Source organism: Streptococcus sp. HMSC057G03 (genome assembly GCF_001808745.1).
Classification (GTDB): domain Bacteria; phylum Bacillota; class Bacilli; order Lactobacillales; family Streptococcaceae; genus Streptococcus; species Streptococcus parasanguinis_Z.
In genome coordinates, this window is the sequence record NZ_KV794424.1 from 59,296 (window position 1) to 73,622 (window position 14,327).

Below are 14,327 nucleotides of genomic sequence, written 5' to 3' on the forward strand. Positions count from 1 at the left end.
TTCCATTTCTTCTACCTCACTGATAAGAATAAATAAATATCGCTTGGGCGGTAATAAACTTTTCTAGCTCTCTCCATAGGAGTTTGAAAACGTTGTAAACCCATCATTTCCCAGTTTCTTAGTGTTTCTCCTGAAACTCCTAGGGCCTCTTTTAATTCTTCTCTAGTAATAAGATCTAGTTTCCCTTTTCGTTCCATTTCTAAATTCACAAGGGTTTCTAAAGTCTCTTTTTGAGTTTGAAGCCATTCCAATTGAATTTCCTTTGAAAGTAATTCCATATCCTTACCCCTTTCAATTAAAACGCTTGCCAGCTAGCCAAACATAAGCCCCATAATCTGGATTTAATCCTTTTGAAACTTCTACCTTTTCTTTTTCTTCAACTAGTTTGATTGGACTTGGTCTATTCCATATTTTCCATACAATTTTAAATAGAATTACAAGTAAAATAATGGTTTTGTCAGTTGGTAAATTCCATTCATTCATTTTATTTCCCTCATTCTCTTTTTAACTTCTACACGCCTCTAAATCAGCTTTTTCCTGATCTTTAGGCGGTTTATAGCGGTTTTTCATGGATAGATATCCATTTATATCATCTTTCTATAATTATTGGCCTGTTCAGTATGTTCTAAAATAAGTTGGTTTATAGCTTGAATTACAGTATTTAATAAAGCTGATGAATTTTTACCGTCTTCCATACTAGCCATTTCTAAGACTAGTTGAATTTCACTCAACTGTGAACAAATCCTTTCATACTCAACCAAAACATCATTTGTTTTTACTGTCATATTGTTTTCTTGTTCCTTTCAATTGCCGTTTCCTATACTGAGTTAGCAACACTCCAAACGCTAGGCTATTGCCCCAAGTTGGCGAACGCTTGTAGTGGTGTTTCGTGGGAAATCACCCACATTTTTTCTAAACAAAGCCTTTAAATTGTCCTGTCAGCATGACTTTTCTTATCACTGTTTTCTTTTTTCACCTATCCGCTTGCCTGTTTAATAAGTGATTATTTATTTTAATTTTTTTTCATGTTCTATCTGATCTCCAAGTCTTTTATAAAAGACATCAAAATCAGATCTTGTAATTTCTCTATGGTATAGTTGTGAAACTAGTGTCACTGCCCTACTTAGTAAGCGGGGATAATGGGAAAACTTCTTTCCTTTCATCTTGTGTACCTCTCTAATTTTTGATATACTAGGTACATAAAAAGTATTTAGAAAAGTATTCTTTCTAGGTACCTGTTTCTTTTAAGTCATATACTCAATTTTTGGCGAAGGCGAGTATTTGACTTTTTTTGTTGTCTTTTTTCAAAATCATGTATCCATTATGTATCCTTCCTATTCTTTCACATCTAGAAATTCATCAATAGTTACCCCTAGAAAACTTGAAACTTTTTTCAAAGTATCTAACGTTGGACTTTTTGCCCGTTCATAGTATAATGCCGTTAGTGTACTTTTTGATATTCCTGTAGCTTCTGCAACGTCAGAAGTTTTTTTCCGTTGCTTTGCTAATAATAAGCGCATGTTATTTCTCATGCTTTACCTCCTTTACATATCAACTCCAATAAAATGAAAGGTGTTCATCTTGAAAAGTTGTAATTTTTGTTCAACATCTGCTGACACGATTATTATATTGCACTTTTTATTCAATGTCAATAGTTTTTTTAAAAAAAGTTGTAATTTTTTTTCACTATAAAACTAAAACGTGATATAATAATCTCGAAAGGTGTAACTTATAAATGAATAGACTCAAAGAACTTAGGCTTAATAAAGAAGAAAATGGAAAAGTTGGAGTTACTCAACAAGAGATAGCTGACAAAATAGGTGTAACAAAACGAACATACATATACTGGGAAAAGAATGAGAGACAGATCAAGCCAGAGAAAGCTCAACTTTTAGCAGATTATTTTAAAGTTGATGTGGGCTATTTGCTAGGTTATACTGATGAACCTAATAAACCCCTGTCCGACTTAGTTCACCAAAATCCAGAACATTTCCCTAGTGATGAAGACGGTTCCCAAGATATTACCCCCCAAGGACTTGTGGACGCTTCTTCAGAAAATAATAAAAGATATTTTTATATAGAAAACATAACTTATTTTGTAAAAGATAAAAAAACTACAAATAGTAAGTTAAAGTTGCTATCTGATATAGTAGATAATTTCAAAAAGTCGTAACGTTTCGACTTTTTGAAAAGCAACTTACCCTATTTTAAAATTACCCAACGTTGGGAAATATGAAATGCTACTTTAATAATCATGACCACATGATCATTTTTATTAATCTAAAAGCGACAACGTTGTCGTTTATCAAATTTCGAAACGTTTCGAAATGTTGCAACGTTGCAACATAATCCAAAATCGTTCAACGTTGAACAATTCCAAATTACCCAACGTTGAGTAATTTGGAATTGTGGGACGTCACAGAATTTAGAAAGTCCAAGATTAGCAATACGACCACATGGTCGCATTTATTTACCTTGATATGTGACAACGTTGTCACATTTATTAATTTTTCTTTTCTCACCTATCCGCTTGCCTGTTGATGGAAAGGAAAGAAAAATGAATATCAAAACCGTAGTAAAAAAGAATGGCCAAACTGTTTACCGTGCTAGTGTTTATTTAGGTGTGGATCAGATGACGGGGAAAAAGGCCCGTACCACTGTTACGGCTAATACTAAAACGGCCGTCAAAATCAAGGCTAGGGAAGCTATTAATACCTTTGCAAACAATGGATATTGTGCTAAAAATAAACCAACGATCACTACTTATAGAGAGTTAGTTGCTCTATGGTGGGAGAGTTATAAAAACACAATCAAACCAAACTCCCAACAATCTATGGAGGGTATTGTAAGGCTTCATATTTTGCCCGTTTTTGGCGATTATAAACTAAATAGCCTAACTACCCCTATTATTCAACAACAAGTCAATAAATGGGCCGATAGAGCGAATAAGGGGGAAAAGGGAGCATACGCAAATTATAGCTTTCTAAACAATATTAACCGCCGTATACTCCAATACGGAGTAACTATGCAAGTGATCCAGCACAATCCAGCCCGTGATGTTATTATTCCACGCAAGCAACAAGCAAAAGATCAAAAGATTAGATTTTTTAGCAATCAAGAATTAAAGCAATTTCTAGCCTATCTTGATAGTTTGGATCTAACTTTATATGAAAATCTTTTTGATTACGTTCTTTACAAAACTTTGCTGGCCACTGGTTGCCGTATTGGGGAAGCTCTAGCCCTTGAATGGTCTGATATAAACCTAAAAACAGGTACGATCAGTATATCTAAAACTTTGAACAGATATCAAGAAACAAATACCCCTAAATCAAAAGCTGGGCTAAGAGATATTGAAATAGATCCAGCGACTATCTCACTTTTAAAGCAGTATAAAAAGCGCCAACAAGTAGAATGTTGGAAGCTGGGAAGGTCTGAAAATATTGTGTTCACACCTTTTACTACTAAATACGCTTACGCTTGCTTATTGAGAAAAAGACTACAGGGGCATTTTAAGAGTGCTGGGGTACCCGATATAAGTTTTCATGGTTTTCGTCATACCCATGCTACTATTATGCTTTACGCTGGAATAGAGGCTAAAGATCTGCAATATAGACTAGGCCACTCTAATATAACAATGACATTAAATACATACGTCCACGCTACAAAAGAAGGCGCAAAAAAAGCCGTCTCAATATTTGAAACGGCAATCAGCAATTTATAAATACAGTAAAATACAGGGTGAACCTGAAAAGGTACACCCTCTTACTATACAAAAATTAGTCATAGGTAACTAAAAGGGTAGTAAAAAGAAACAAAGCACTCTAGGGAAAATACCTAAAGTGCTTTGTTTGAAGGCTTTCCAGCCTGTCATAGTTAAAAAGATATTACAACATTTTGTTGTAGAATTCAACGACAAGTGCTTCGTTGATTTCTGGGTTGATTTCATCGCGTTCTGGAAGGCGAGTCAATGAACCTTCAAGTTTGTCAGCATCGAATGATACGAATGCTGGACGTCCAACTGTAGCTTCAACAGCTTCAAGGATAGCTGGAACTTTAGCTGATTTTTCGCGAACTGAGATCACTTGACCTGGAGTTACACGGTATGAAGGGATATCAACGCGTTTTCCGTCAACAAGGATGTGACCGTGGTTAACGAATTGACGAGCTTGACGACGAGTAGTCGCAAGTCCAAGACGGTAAACAACGTTATCCAAACGACGTTCCAAAAGAAGCATGAAGTTGAAACCGACAGTTCCTTCTTTAACTTTAGTAGCTTGTACGAACAAGTTACGGAATTGTTTTTCACCAAGTCCGTATGAGAAACGAAGTTTTTGTTTTTCAGCTAATTGCAAACCGTATTCTGACAATTTTGAACGGTTGTTTGGTCCGTGTTGACCTGGTACGTAGTTACGACGTGCCAATTCTTTACCTGTACCTGTAAGTGACAAGCCAAGACGGCGAGATTGTTTCCAAGATGGTCCTGTATAACGTGACATTTGAAATGTCCTCCTATAAAAATAATTTTTTGTAGGAAATAACGTTTTAGACAAACCTGATTCGTTCAGAAAGCCTTCGCCCAAACAGCAAAGGTTACTTTTCTAGCTGACTTCCTGTTGACGAGCTTCATTTTGTCCTGCTGTCATTTCGCACAAATTCTATTTTATCACGGAATAGAAACTTTGTAAAGTCCTTCAAAACAATTTCAATGAAATTCAGACAATAATTCTATGATTCGTTTTTTATATTGCAATTGTTGCCAGTCCCTATCCGTTGCTGGATCCCATTTTAAAGGAAGATCCGCAATAATTTCACCGGGATTATGATTCAAAATATAGACCCGGTCACTCAATGTCAAAGCTTCTTCGATACTATGAGTGATCACTAGAGTGGTGAGACCAAGACGTTCCTTACTTTCTAGATACCAGTGATAAAGATCCTGCCTTGTCAATTCATCTAAGGCACTAAAAGCTTCATCTAACAGGAAGACAGAATGCCCCAGAAGATAGGTTCTCAATAGCGCCACCCGTTGCCGCATCCCCCCACTCAGCGCATTGGGATAAAGGTTGGCGATACTTCCCAATTTAAATTCATCTAACAATTTTAGAGCTGTAGATGTTGCCTCTTCCTTAGGAATCTTTTTTAATTGAAGGGGAAGAATAATATTTCCCAATACTGTCTTATGTTCTAACAAAAGATCCTTTTGTAGCATATAGCTGACTTTTCCAAAGGAGATCGGGGCATCATCTACTTCTATAGCGCCCTTTTGTAAGGGAAGGATCCCAGCAATTAAATTAAACAAGGTTGATTTCCCTACCCCACTTGGACCTAGAATAGAGACGATTTCTCCTTTTTGCACTTCTAGTGATACATTGTTTAAAACTGCTTTATCTCCAAAAGAGAAACTTACATCTTTTACGGTTAAAATATCAGTCACCTACCAATTCATTTGTGAAACCTTTGTCTTCTAAGTCATTTGAAACCAATCCTTGCTCTTTTGCCCAAGCATAAAAAGCATTCCAACGTTTGGAGTCAAACTGTCCCCATTTATCCTTGTCTGAAGCATATTGACTGGAAAGATATTTTTGAGAAGCTAGTACAAAATCACGCTGGTTAGCCAAAGCAGGGGCCTGTTTAATCAAGATATCTGCTGCTTCTTCTGGATGCTCTATAGCATATTGGTAGCCTTTTTTCACCGCTTGAATGAATTTTTTTGCTTCCTCTTTATGAGATTTCAAATAGTCATTGTTAGCAATAATAACAGGCGAATAGTAGTCAAATGCAGGAACAAAATCTTTCATATAGAAGAAATTGGTTTTCATTCCCTTTTGCTCAGCCAAAATTCCATCCCAACCGTGATAAATCCAAGCAGCATCAAAGACCTTATTTTCAATCGGAGTAATGGAATTTGAATCACTATTTGGAACCAATTTTACTTGATTAAAATCAGCCCCTTCTTTTTTCATCATCGATTTGATCATTTCCAACTCAATCGGATCATTCCAGGTACCATACTTCTTACCAACCAAATCTTTTGGACTTGTGATCGCTGCATCTTTTCTTGAAATAATCCCTGACGTATTGTGTTCGACAATAGCTGCAATAGCGGTAATACCCGCACCTTTATCCAATTTCTTGGCCATAGAATCTTGGAAATAAATACCAAATGGAGCTTTCCCATTGATAATCAAATCAGAACTACTGTCTTCCGGAGGAAGTTTTATATCTACATCCAGTCCTGCATCTTTAAAGTACCCTTTTTCCTTTGCTACATAGAGACCCGTGTGATTGGTATTCGGGGTCCAATCTAGAATAAAATCAATCTTTTTCAAACCACTTGACGATTGCTTGACAGAATTTTGACAAGCACTCAAGAAAACAAATCCCAATATTATTGAGAAAAATAAACCTATTGACTTTTTCATTAGCTATACCTCTTTTACATTTTTGTCAATTTAAATTTTACACCATTTACAAGTTTGTCAATCCTTTTTCCATTTCAGAATGGTTCGTTCTAATTGGTCAACGAGAAACATACCGAGTAAACTAATAGCAGAAATCAATACAATGATCGCAAACATCGTATCATACTGAAATAACTTCTTCGATTGGATCATATAGACCCCCAATCCATCAAAACCTCCTAACCATTCTGAAACTACCGTACTGATAAAAGCATAGGAAACGCTCACACGTAAACCTGCAAAAAAATAAGGAAGCGCTGCAGGAATTTTATAATGAACTAAGGTCTGAAAGCGATTGGCTTGCATAATCTGAAACAATCTCAGAATATCTTGATCGCAATGCCGAAAACCATCTAACAGACTGACTACGATGGGAAATACCACCGTAATAATGATCAAAACTAGTTTTGGAAGCATACCATAACCAAACCAAAGAACCAGGATGGGGGCCAAGGCAATCGTCGGAATGGTTTGAATAACAACCATAAAAGGATAGACCAGATCATTCACCCATTGAAAACTATCCATGAGAATCGCAAAGCCAGCAGCAAGAAGAACCCCTATAACAAGTCCGATCAAGGCCACTTGAAGGGTAGACAAACTGTGATGAATCAGGAGAGCTCGATCTTGTACAAAGGCATTCCCAATTTCAAGTGGCGTTGGTAATACAAATTTGGGGAGGATATTTAAAAATCCTGCTAACTGCCATAAGACAAGAAGACTGCTAAAACCTGCAAATCCTATCAATTGTTTTGAATATCTTTTTACAAGAGACATCGTAACCTCCTTTCTCACAAATAAAAAACGCCTCCAAAATAGGAGACGGATTGCACAAGGTCACTCATAACGAAAAATACATTTCATTTGTTTCCTACGCTGGCATTACCCAGATCAGGTGCGGTCGAAGCTTACACTTCCTCTCAGACTGTACACAGACTCCCATATGTATTTATTATAATAACTGATTTAGACGATAAAAGCAAGAAATTAATCCAAATAACGAATTAAATTCTTCTCTGTTAAAATATCTGAATAGGTGTAAGACTCCACGTATGTATTGGCCGGTTCACCTGGTAAGCTATTGTCGTTCGTATACTCGATAATAAATAAAGAAGGATAGACCTCAATCAAGCGTCCAAATTTATTTTTTTGACGTTTCCGTCCATTTTCAAGCGTCATTTCAACCACTTGTCCTTCATGGGCCTTGATCTCTTCTTTAATTTTTTTCATTTTTGCAACATCTGTAAATGCATCACTCATCTTATTGATCCTCTCTCTTTGAAATACTTGAGAATTTATTGTATTCCTTTTGGAATATTAATTCGACTGTCCCACGCGCACCTGAACGGTTTTTCTCAATAATCACTTCAACCGTATTATTGGGCATTCCATCTTCTTCCTCTTCACCAGCTCGATCATAATAATCATCACGGTACAAGAAAGCAACAATATCCGCATCCTGCTCAATCGATCCAGATTCACGAATATCAGAAAGAACAGGACGTTTGTCTTGGCGCTGTTCCACACCACGTGATAGCTGACTCAAAGCAATAACGGGAACTTTTAGTTCCTTCGCCAAAATCTTTAACTGACGAGAAATTTCTGAAACTTCCTGTTGACGGTTTTCTCTTCCAGTCCCTGTAATCAGCTGCAGGTAGTCAATCAGAATAAGACCGAGATTGCCTGTTTCCTGCGCTAATTTTCTTGCTCTCGAACGAATCTCAGTGATCCGAATTCCTGGAGTATCATCGATGTAAATACTCGCATTGGCCAAATTCCCTTGAGCAATGGCATATTTTCGCCACTCTTCATCCGTCAATTGACCTGTACGAATCGAATGGGATTCAATCAAGCCTTCAGCTGCTAACATCCGGTCAACCAAACTTTCAGCACCCATTTCTAATGAGAAAATAGCCACTGTCTTATCCAACTTTGTCCCGATATTTTGAGCAATATTTAGAGCAAAGGCTGTTTTCCCTACTGCAGGACGAGCCGCTAAAATAATCAACTCTTCCTCATGTAGCCCTGTCGTCATATGGTCCAAATCGCGATAGCCTGTCGCAATACCCGTAATATCAGTGGTTTGAAGCGAGCGGGCTTCCAAGCTACCAAAATTTATATTCAAGATGTCTCGAATATTTTTAAATCCACTACGATTTGCGTTTTCACTAACATCAATCAGAGCTTTTTCAGCACCCGCAATGATTTCATCTGAAGGGCTTGCACCATCATAAGCTTGATTAATACTTTCCGTTAATCGAGAGATCAATCGACGTAAGACAGCTTTTTCGGCAACAATCTTCGCGTAATACTCCGCGTTAGCTGAAGTTGGTACCGAATTAATGACTTCTACCAAATAGGAGAGACCGCCAATATTTTGGAGATCCCCCTGACTATCTAAAATATTTCGAACAGTCGTCGCATCAATCGCATCCCCGCGGTCAGCTAGATCGATCATGGCTTTAAAAATCAAACGGTGCGAGTACTTAAAGAAATCGCCAGGCTCGATATATTCACGAACAAAGACCAATTTCCCCTCATCAATAAAGATGGCTCCCAACACTGATTGCTCCGCTTGGATATCCTGAGGTTGTGTTCGTAATTCCTCTATCTCAGCCATAAAAAAACCTTTCTATCGATCGTGTTTACCCTTCGTTTACACGAATATTAATCACACCTGTAACATCTTGATAAATTTTTACAGGGACGTCAATCAAACCTGTTGAACGAATTGGAGAGGAAACTTGGATATGACGTTTATCAATTTTAATGCCAAATTGCTTCTCAAGTTCTTCTGCAATCTTTTTATTGGTAATAGAGCCGAAAGTACGGCCATCTGGCCCAATTTTTTCAGTGAATTGAACAACAGTTGCTTCTTCTTCTAATTTTGCTTTAATCTTTTGCGCTTCCGCTAACAATTCAGCATGCGCTTTTTCTTCTGACTTTTGCTTTCCACGAAGTTCACCGATTGCTTGGGCATTGGCTTCTTTCGCAAGATTTTTCTTGATCAAAAAGTTTTGTGCATAACCAGTAGGCACTTCTTTAATTTCGCCTTTTTTACCTTTACCTTTTACATCCGCTAAGAAAATAACTTTCATTCTACATTCTCCTTTTCAATAGTTACTTCGTTTTCAATCGTCTCAATCAGTTGTTGACGAATACTCATCAAATCTTGACCCTCAATTTGAGAGGCTGCCGAATTGAAATGACCTCCTCCGCCAAGCTGTTCCATGATACGCTGTACATTGACTTTGCTTCGACTTCGCGCAGAAATCGAGACAGTCCCACTTTGATTGCAAGCAATGACAAAGGTTGCTTCCACCTCAGACATGGCTAGCATACTATCAGCTGCTTTACTAATAGTTACTGAATCATAGGCTTTAGTCGTATTGGCACAAGCTACGATGATATGTGGCAAAATCTTTTCACCAGTCAAGATCAGTTCGTTCACTTCGCGGTACTCGTCAAACTGAATCGCAGAGATCTCCTGGATAGCTACACTATCACTACCTCTTGAGCGAAGGTAACTCGCCACATCAAAGGTCCGACTTGTAACACGTGTGGAGAAGTTCTTAGTATCCAGCATGATTCCAGCCATCAAGACACTAGCTTGAATCTTCGTCAACCGATTTTTTTTCGACTTCTGGAACTGAATCAGCTCACTAACCAATTCGCTCGCACTACTTGCTCCACTTTCAATATAGGTGATCAAAACATTTTCAGGGAAATCATCATCCCGACGGTGATGATCAATGACAATAATCTGTTGAAATTCCTGATAAAACTCTTTAGAAAGAGTCAAGGCTGTCTTAGAATGGTCAACCATAATTAACAAAGAGCGATCCGTCACCATTTGCATGGCTTCCTCTAGGGTAAGGATTTTCGTCACCTGCTCTTCTTCTAGTTTCGCAATCGCTCTTGAAATATCACTAGCCATTGCATGCGGGTCATAGACCACATAAGAGGAAACCAAAATATTGCTAGAGAAAAACTGCATTCCCACAGACGCTCCTAAAGCGTCCATATCCAAGTTTCTATGCCCAACAATGAAGACTTGATCAACGGATTTAATCTTATCCGAAATAGCTGTCATCATAGCGCGTGTCCGTGTCCGAGTCCGCTTAACAGCCGAAGCTGTTCCACCACCAAAGAAAATAGGGTTTTTCTGTTCATCATTTTCTTTGACAACTGCTTGATCCCCACCACGAACTTCCGCAAGGTTTAGGTTCAAGAGGGCCACTTTACCAATCTCATCATGCTCCCCGTCACCGTACGAGAATCCCATACTTAAGGTAATAGGTAGCTCACGATTTTTGGCTTCTTCACGGAATTGATCGATGACTGAAAATTTTGATTCCATCAACTGTTCTAAGACCGTGTAGTCTGTAAACAAATAGAAACGATCCATCCCCACACGTCTGTAAAACATATGGTAACGAGCTGTAAACTCTTCTACAAAGTTGGCAATAAAACTATTGATATTGCTAATATCAGAGTCTGAAATGACATCTTCTAGATCATCATAGTTATCAACAGAAATAATACCGATAACGGGACGAGTTGTCACCAATCCTACAGTTGCTTCATACTCACTTGAAACATCAAAAAAGTAAACAACACTAGACGTCTGATCAAAGTAAACAGAATATTTCTTATCGGCTACAGTGACATAATGACCTTTATCCTCAAACAGAGTATTGAGTAACTTTTTCAATGATTCAACATCAAAGTCCCCATCATCTGTTGAAAAAATCAATTCAGCATAAGGGTTGAACCACTCTACTTCATTTGTCTCTTCATTAATTTTGATAACTCCAACAGGCATTTTATCAAGGAGGGATGCTAATCCGCTTTCTGCCTGATGGTTAACGTATTGTATTTGTTCTAATTCATCTAACTCTGAAATTTGTAACTGGTATTCAAATAAAGCAATCAATCCAGCTAAGACTAAAAAAATTGCAATGAGAGTTACATAGCCTTTGCCAAAGATTCTTAAAAAAATTGCTAAAATTGCAAATGAAATAAAACCAATTAACACATAATGGATGAACGATAAACGAAATTTTTTCATCATAAACCTCTTCTCGGAATTATACCATAAATAGAGGTAAAAAGCGAGGTTTCTCTCTATATTACAGAGAAGAAAGACCACTAAAAAGCTCTTCCTCCGCTTCACTACTTTGTAAACAAGGTTTACAACTGTGTAAATAGTAACAACAAATTTCAATCCATAAAATTGAGGCTGAAACATCATCTCAGCCCCATTTTATTAGTGGTTTGCTTTGTTTTTGGAGATGCTCCGAGATTTACCTTCCAAGTAAACCATTAAAATAGAGATATCCGCTGGATTGACACCTGAGATACGACTTGCTTGACCAATCGTTTCTGGATTAATTAATTTAAATTTTTGACGCGCTTCGGTTGCAATAGAGTCAATATCATCCCAGTCAATATTCGCAGGGATTCGTTTTTCTTCCATACGCTTCATTTTTTCAACTTGGTCCATTGCTTTTGAAATATAACCTTCGTATTTAATTTCAGTTTCAATCAATTCAATGATTTTATCATCCAGTTCTTCAGCTGCAGGACCGATAAATTCTACCACATCTTGGTAAGAGACTTCTGGTCGTCTCAAGAATTCTTTAGCAGTGACAGCATCTGTCAATGGTTTAAAGCCCATTGCAGCGACCTTCTCATTGGTTTCCTTTACAGGCTTTAACTTAATGCTATCCAAACGCTTCATCTCGTTTTCAAACTGATACTTCTTGGTTTCGAAACGTTGCCAACGTTCATCATCTACCAATCCAATTGCTCGTCCTATTTCTGTCAAGCGCATATCTGCATTATCATGACGCAAAATCAAACGGTATTCTGCACGACTTGTTAATAAACGATACGGTTCGATCGTTCCCTTTGTTACCAAGTCATCGATCATAACCCCAATATAGCCATCACTACGTTTCAAAATGAGTTCTGGTTTTCCCTGGATTTTTAGAGCAGCATTGATCCCTGCAATAATCCCTTGACCAGCGGCCTCCTCATAACCAGACGTTCCGTTGGTTTGGCCAGCTGTAAAGAGACCTGAAATTTTCTTGGTTTCCAAAGTTGCGCGCAATTGATGAGGCAAAACCATATCATACTCAATCGCATAACCCGTTCGCATCATTTCTGCCTTCTCAAGTCCCTTAATAGAATGAACGAGATCCCGCTGAACATCCTCCGGTAAACTCGTTGACAGCCCTTGAACATAGACTTCTTCTGTGTTTCGTCCCTCAGGTTCTAAGAATAGTTGATGACGCTCTTTGTCAGCAAAACGGACAATTTTATCCTCAATGGATGGACAATAGCGAGGACCTACTCCCTTTACAACCCCTGTAAACATAGGTGCCCGGTGTAAATTATTCTGGATAATTTCATGGCTATGCCCATTTGTGTAAGTCAACCAACAAGGAACCTGATCCTTTACATAATCTTCATCACGCGATGTATAAGAAAAATGATTTGGAGCTTCATCTCCGGGTTGAATTTCCGTTTCGTCATAATTAATTGACGACGCCTTTACACGAGGTGGCGTCCCTGTTTTGAAACGTCCAATTTCTAATCCTAGCTGTTTGAGATTATCGGCCAAATTGATAGAAGCTAGACTATGATTAGGTCCTGACGAATACTTGAGATCTCCAATGATAATTTCTCCGCGTAAAGCTGTCCCAGTAGTGACAATAACAGCCTTTGCTCCATATTCTTGGTGAGTTGCAGTCCTTACACCAACAACCTTACCATTCTCCACCAAAATCTCATCAATCATAGTTTGACGAAGAGTTAAATTTTCTTGATTTTCAACCGTTTTCCGCATTTCTTTTGAGTAAAGTTCTTTGTCTGCTTGAGCCCGAAGTGCACGAACCGCAGGACCTTTACCGGTATTGAGCATTTTCATTTGGATGTAGGTCTTGTCGATATTCTTCGCCATTTCTCCACCGAGGGCATCGACTTCACGCACGACAATCCCCTTAGCAGAACCACCAATAGAGGGATTACAAGGCATAAAAGCCAGCATTTCAATGTTAATAGTCGCAAGTAAGACCTTACAACCCATACGGCTAGCAGCTAGGGAGGCTTCTACTCCCGCATGCCCCGCACCAATTACAATGATATCGTATTCTTCAATAAAATTATAAGTCATTTTTTCTCCTATTTCTCAAGATGGATGTGTCGTAATTTTCCGTCCCATTCTGGTAGGGCTGATTTTAAAAAGGCCGGTTTCATGTCAACAGTGTGTAAATCATCTAAAGCAATCCAACGGCAAGGTAATCGCTTTGTATCTTCCTGCATGACCAAAGGTGCATCTTCTAGCAAGTCCACCAAATAATGAAATTCAATGTTATGATAGTGGATTCCAGCTTGTTCAAAGTGATTTTCAACCACGAAAGCTAACGGACCTACTGTAGATGTAACACCAAGTTCCTCTTTGACTTCACGAACTACCGCATCCTCTGTAGTTTCATTGACTTGAATAGCACCTCCGATTGTATAACAGCCGTCCTCATCTTCTATGACGAACAAGCGATTATCTTTTACAATCAAAGCAGTCGCTCTCACGCCAAAAACAGTAGAACCTATTTTCGTCCGAAAATCCTGTTGCCTCATTTTACTTCCTTTCGAAATCACACAAAAATAGTCAAAACTCTGAGAAGTGCAGGACAAAAAAGCCTGCAACATCCATGAGCTTTGACCATCATTTCTATTGCTTTTATTATTGTAGCAAATTGAGAAAATTTGTCAATTTAAATATACTAAGATTGACGGATTGCTTCAAAAACTCCTTTGTCAATCTCAACTGGATCAGAGAATGCATCTAGAACAATCCCT

Annotated in this window: 16 protein-coding genes and 1 riboswitch; of the genes, 2 read left to right on the forward strand and 14 right to left on the reverse strand. The window is 38.1% G+C overall.

From position 1 onward, the window contains the following. Nucleotides 1–11: 11 nt before the first annotated feature. The 4 genes from HMPREF2686_RS05550 to HMPREF2686_RS05565 form a co-directional block, all read right to left on the reverse strand. Nucleotides 12–278, reverse strand: a complete 267-nt coding sequence (locus HMPREF2686_RS05550; RefSeq protein ID WP_023919956.1) for a MerR family transcriptional regulator — start codon at nucleotides 276–278, stop codon at nucleotides 12–14. A gap of 13 nt (nucleotides 279–291) precedes the next feature. Further along, entirely contained in the window at nucleotides 292–483 is a 192-nt protein-coding gene (locus tag HMPREF2686_RS05555; RefSeq protein ID WP_070449594.1) for a hypothetical protein, read from the reverse strand. 101 nt (nucleotides 484–584) lie between these two features. After that, nucleotides 585–785 carry a hypothetical protein gene (locus HMPREF2686_RS05560; RefSeq protein ID WP_023919961.1) on the reverse strand — a complete coding sequence of 67 codons (201 nt, stop codon included), beginning with the start codon at nucleotides 783–785 and terminating at the stop codon, nucleotides 585–587. 549 nt (nucleotides 786–1,334) lie between these two features. Beyond that, the gene (locus HMPREF2686_RS05565; RefSeq protein ID WP_070449596.1) at nucleotides 1,335–1,532 is read right to left on the reverse strand and encodes a helix-turn-helix domain-containing protein; all 198 of its coding nucleotides are present in this window, start codon (nucleotides 1,530–1,532) and stop codon (nucleotides 1,335–1,337) included. A 203-nt stretch (nucleotides 1,533–1,735) separates the two neighbouring features. On the opposite strand from HMPREF2686_RS05565, the gene HMPREF2686_RS10800 reads away from it, so the two are divergent. Together HMPREF2686_RS10800 and HMPREF2686_RS05575 are read left to right on the forward strand one after the other, a co-directional pair. Further along, nucleotides 1,736–2,173, forward strand: coding sequence for a helix-turn-helix transcriptional regulator (locus HMPREF2686_RS10800; RefSeq protein ID WP_398578133.1), 438 nt, complete (start codon nucleotides 1,736–1,738; stop codon nucleotides 2,171–2,173). A gap of 384 nt (nucleotides 2,174–2,557) precedes the next feature. Next, complete coding sequence (locus HMPREF2686_RS05575) at nucleotides 2,558–3,721, forward strand: tyrosine-type recombinase/integrase (RefSeq protein ID WP_070449599.1); 1,164 nt, start codon at nucleotides 2,558–2,560, stop codon at nucleotides 3,719–3,721. A 163-nt stretch (nucleotides 3,722–3,884) separates the two neighbouring features. Here HMPREF2686_RS05575 and rpsD read toward each other — a convergent pair whose 3' ends face one another. The 10 genes from rpsD to HMPREF2686_RS05625 all read right to left on the reverse strand — a co-directional run bounded on the left by rpsD (nucleotide 3,885) and on the right by HMPREF2686_RS05625 (nucleotide 14,105). Continuing rightward, entirely contained in the window at nucleotides 3,885–4,496 is a 612-nt protein-coding gene (rpsD, locus tag HMPREF2686_RS05580; RefSeq protein WP_003002210.1) for a 30S ribosomal protein S4, read from the reverse strand. A gap of 206 nt (nucleotides 4,497–4,702) precedes the next feature. Continuing rightward, nucleotides 4,703–5,434: an ABC transporter ATP-binding protein gene (locus tag HMPREF2686_RS05585; RefSeq protein WP_042766420.1), complete on the reverse strand. Its 732-nt coding sequence runs from the start codon at nucleotides 5,432–5,434 to the stop codon at nucleotides 4,703–4,705. Continuing rightward, complete coding sequence (locus tag HMPREF2686_RS05590) at nucleotides 5,427–6,422, reverse strand: ABC transporter substrate-binding protein (protein ID WP_049475071.1); 996 nt, start codon at nucleotides 6,420–6,422, stop codon at nucleotides 5,427–5,429. The genes HMPREF2686_RS05585 and HMPREF2686_RS05590 overlap by 8 nt, the downstream gene beginning before the upstream one ends. A 57-nt stretch (nucleotides 6,423–6,479) precedes the next feature. Further along, nucleotides 6,480–7,238, reverse strand: a complete 759-nt coding sequence (locus tag HMPREF2686_RS05595) for an ABC transporter permease (protein ID WP_070449603.1) — start codon at nucleotides 7,236–7,238, stop codon at nucleotides 6,480–6,482. A gap of 74 nt (nucleotides 7,239–7,312) precedes the next feature. Continuing rightward, nucleotides 7,313–7,414: riboswitch (TPP riboswitch) on the reverse strand. A 34-nt stretch (nucleotides 7,415–7,448) separates the two neighbouring features. Beyond that, the gene (locus HMPREF2686_RS05600; RefSeq protein WP_003009183.1) at nucleotides 7,449–7,721 is read right to left on the reverse strand and encodes a Veg family protein; all 273 of its coding nucleotides are present in this window, start codon (nucleotides 7,719–7,721) and stop codon (nucleotides 7,449–7,451) included. Nucleotide 7,722: 1 nt separating this feature from the next. Then, entirely contained in the window at nucleotides 7,723–9,081 is a 1,359-nt protein-coding gene (dnaB, locus tag HMPREF2686_RS05605; RefSeq protein WP_070449606.1) for a replicative DNA helicase, read from the reverse strand. Between the two features lie 25 nt (nucleotides 9,082–9,106). Next, complete coding sequence (gene rplI, locus HMPREF2686_RS05610; protein ID WP_003002156.1) at nucleotides 9,107–9,559, reverse strand: 50S ribosomal protein L9; 453 nt, start codon at nucleotides 9,557–9,559, stop codon at nucleotides 9,107–9,109. Beyond that, entirely contained in the window at nucleotides 9,556–11,535 is a 1,980-nt protein-coding gene (locus HMPREF2686_RS05615) for a DHH family phosphoesterase (RefSeq protein WP_083280262.1), read from the reverse strand. The genes rplI and HMPREF2686_RS05615 overlap by 4 nt, the downstream gene beginning before the upstream one ends. Before the next feature lie 195 nt (nucleotides 11,536–11,730). After that, nucleotides 11,731–13,641 (reverse strand): tRNA uridine-5-carboxymethylaminomethyl(34) synthesis enzyme MnmG, encoded by a 1,911-nt coding sequence (gene mnmG / locus HMPREF2686_RS05620; protein WP_070449612.1) that lies wholly within the window; start codon nucleotides 13,639–13,641, stop codon nucleotides 11,731–11,733. An 8-nt stretch (nucleotides 13,642–13,649) separates the two neighbouring features. Next, a complete protein-coding gene (locus HMPREF2686_RS05625; RefSeq protein ID WP_070449615.1) occupies nucleotides 13,650–14,105 on the reverse strand; it encodes an NUDIX hydrolase in 456 nt (151 codons plus the stop codon). Nucleotides 14,106–14,327: the final 222 nt, after the last annotated feature.

What these genes read in the sequence shown, in the direction of transcription:
- HMPREF2686_RS05550 (WP_023919956.1), bottom strand. Translation starts at nt 278, where the DNA reads ATGGAATTACTTTCAAAGGAAATTCAATTGGAATGGCTTCAAACTCAA.
- HMPREF2686_RS05555 (WP_070449594.1), bottom strand. Translation starts at nt 483, where the DNA reads ATGAATGAATGGAATTTACCAACTGACAAAACCATTATTTTACTTGTA.
- HMPREF2686_RS05560 (WP_023919961.1), bottom strand. Translation starts at nt 785, where the DNA reads ATGACAGTAAAAACAAATGATGTTTTGGTTGAGTATGAAAGGATTTGT.
- HMPREF2686_RS05565 (WP_070449596.1), bottom strand. Translation starts at nt 1,532, where the DNA reads ATGAGAAATAACATGCGCTTATTATTAGCAAAGCAACGGAAAAAAACT.
- HMPREF2686_RS10800 (WP_398578133.1), top strand. Translation starts at nt 1,736, where the DNA reads ATGAATAGACTCAAAGAACTTAGGCTTAATAAAGAAGAAAATGGAAAA.
- HMPREF2686_RS05575 (WP_070449599.1), top strand. Translation starts at nt 2,558, where the DNA reads ATGAATATCAAAACCGTAGTAAAAAAGAATGGCCAAACTGTTTACCGT.
- rpsD (WP_003002210.1), bottom strand. Translation starts at nt 4,496, where the DNA reads ATGTCACGTTATACAGGACCATCTTGGAAACAATCTCGCCGTCTTGGC.
- HMPREF2686_RS05590 (WP_049475071.1), bottom strand. Translation starts at nt 6,422, where the DNA reads ATGAAAAAGTCAATAGGTTTATTTTTCTCAATAATATTGGGATTTGTT.
- HMPREF2686_RS05595 (WP_070449603.1), bottom strand. Translation starts at nt 7,238, where the DNA reads ATGTCTCTTGTAAAAAGATATTCAAAACAATTGATAGGATTTGCAGGT.
- HMPREF2686_RS05600 (WP_003009183.1), bottom strand. Translation starts at nt 7,721, where the DNA reads ATGAGTGATGCATTTACAGATGTTGCAAAAATGAAAAAAATTAAAGAA.
- dnaB (WP_070449606.1), bottom strand. Translation starts at nt 9,081, where the DNA reads ATGGCTGAGATAGAGGAATTACGAACACAACCTCAGGATATCCAAGCG.
- rplI (WP_003002156.1), bottom strand. Translation starts at nt 9,559, where the DNA reads ATGAAAGTTATTTTCTTAGCGGATGTAAAAGGTAAAGGTAAAAAAGGC.
- HMPREF2686_RS05615 (WP_083280262.1), bottom strand. Translation starts at nt 11,535, where the DNA reads ATGATGAAAAAATTTCGTTTATCGTTCATCCATTATGTGTTAATTGGT.
- mnmG (WP_070449612.1), bottom strand. Translation starts at nt 13,641, where the DNA reads ATGACTTATAATTTTATTGAAGAATACGATATCATTGTAATTGGTGCG.
- HMPREF2686_RS05625 (WP_070449615.1), bottom strand. Translation starts at nt 14,105, where the DNA reads ATGAGGCAACAGGATTTTCGGACGAAAATAGGTTCTACTGTTTTTGGC.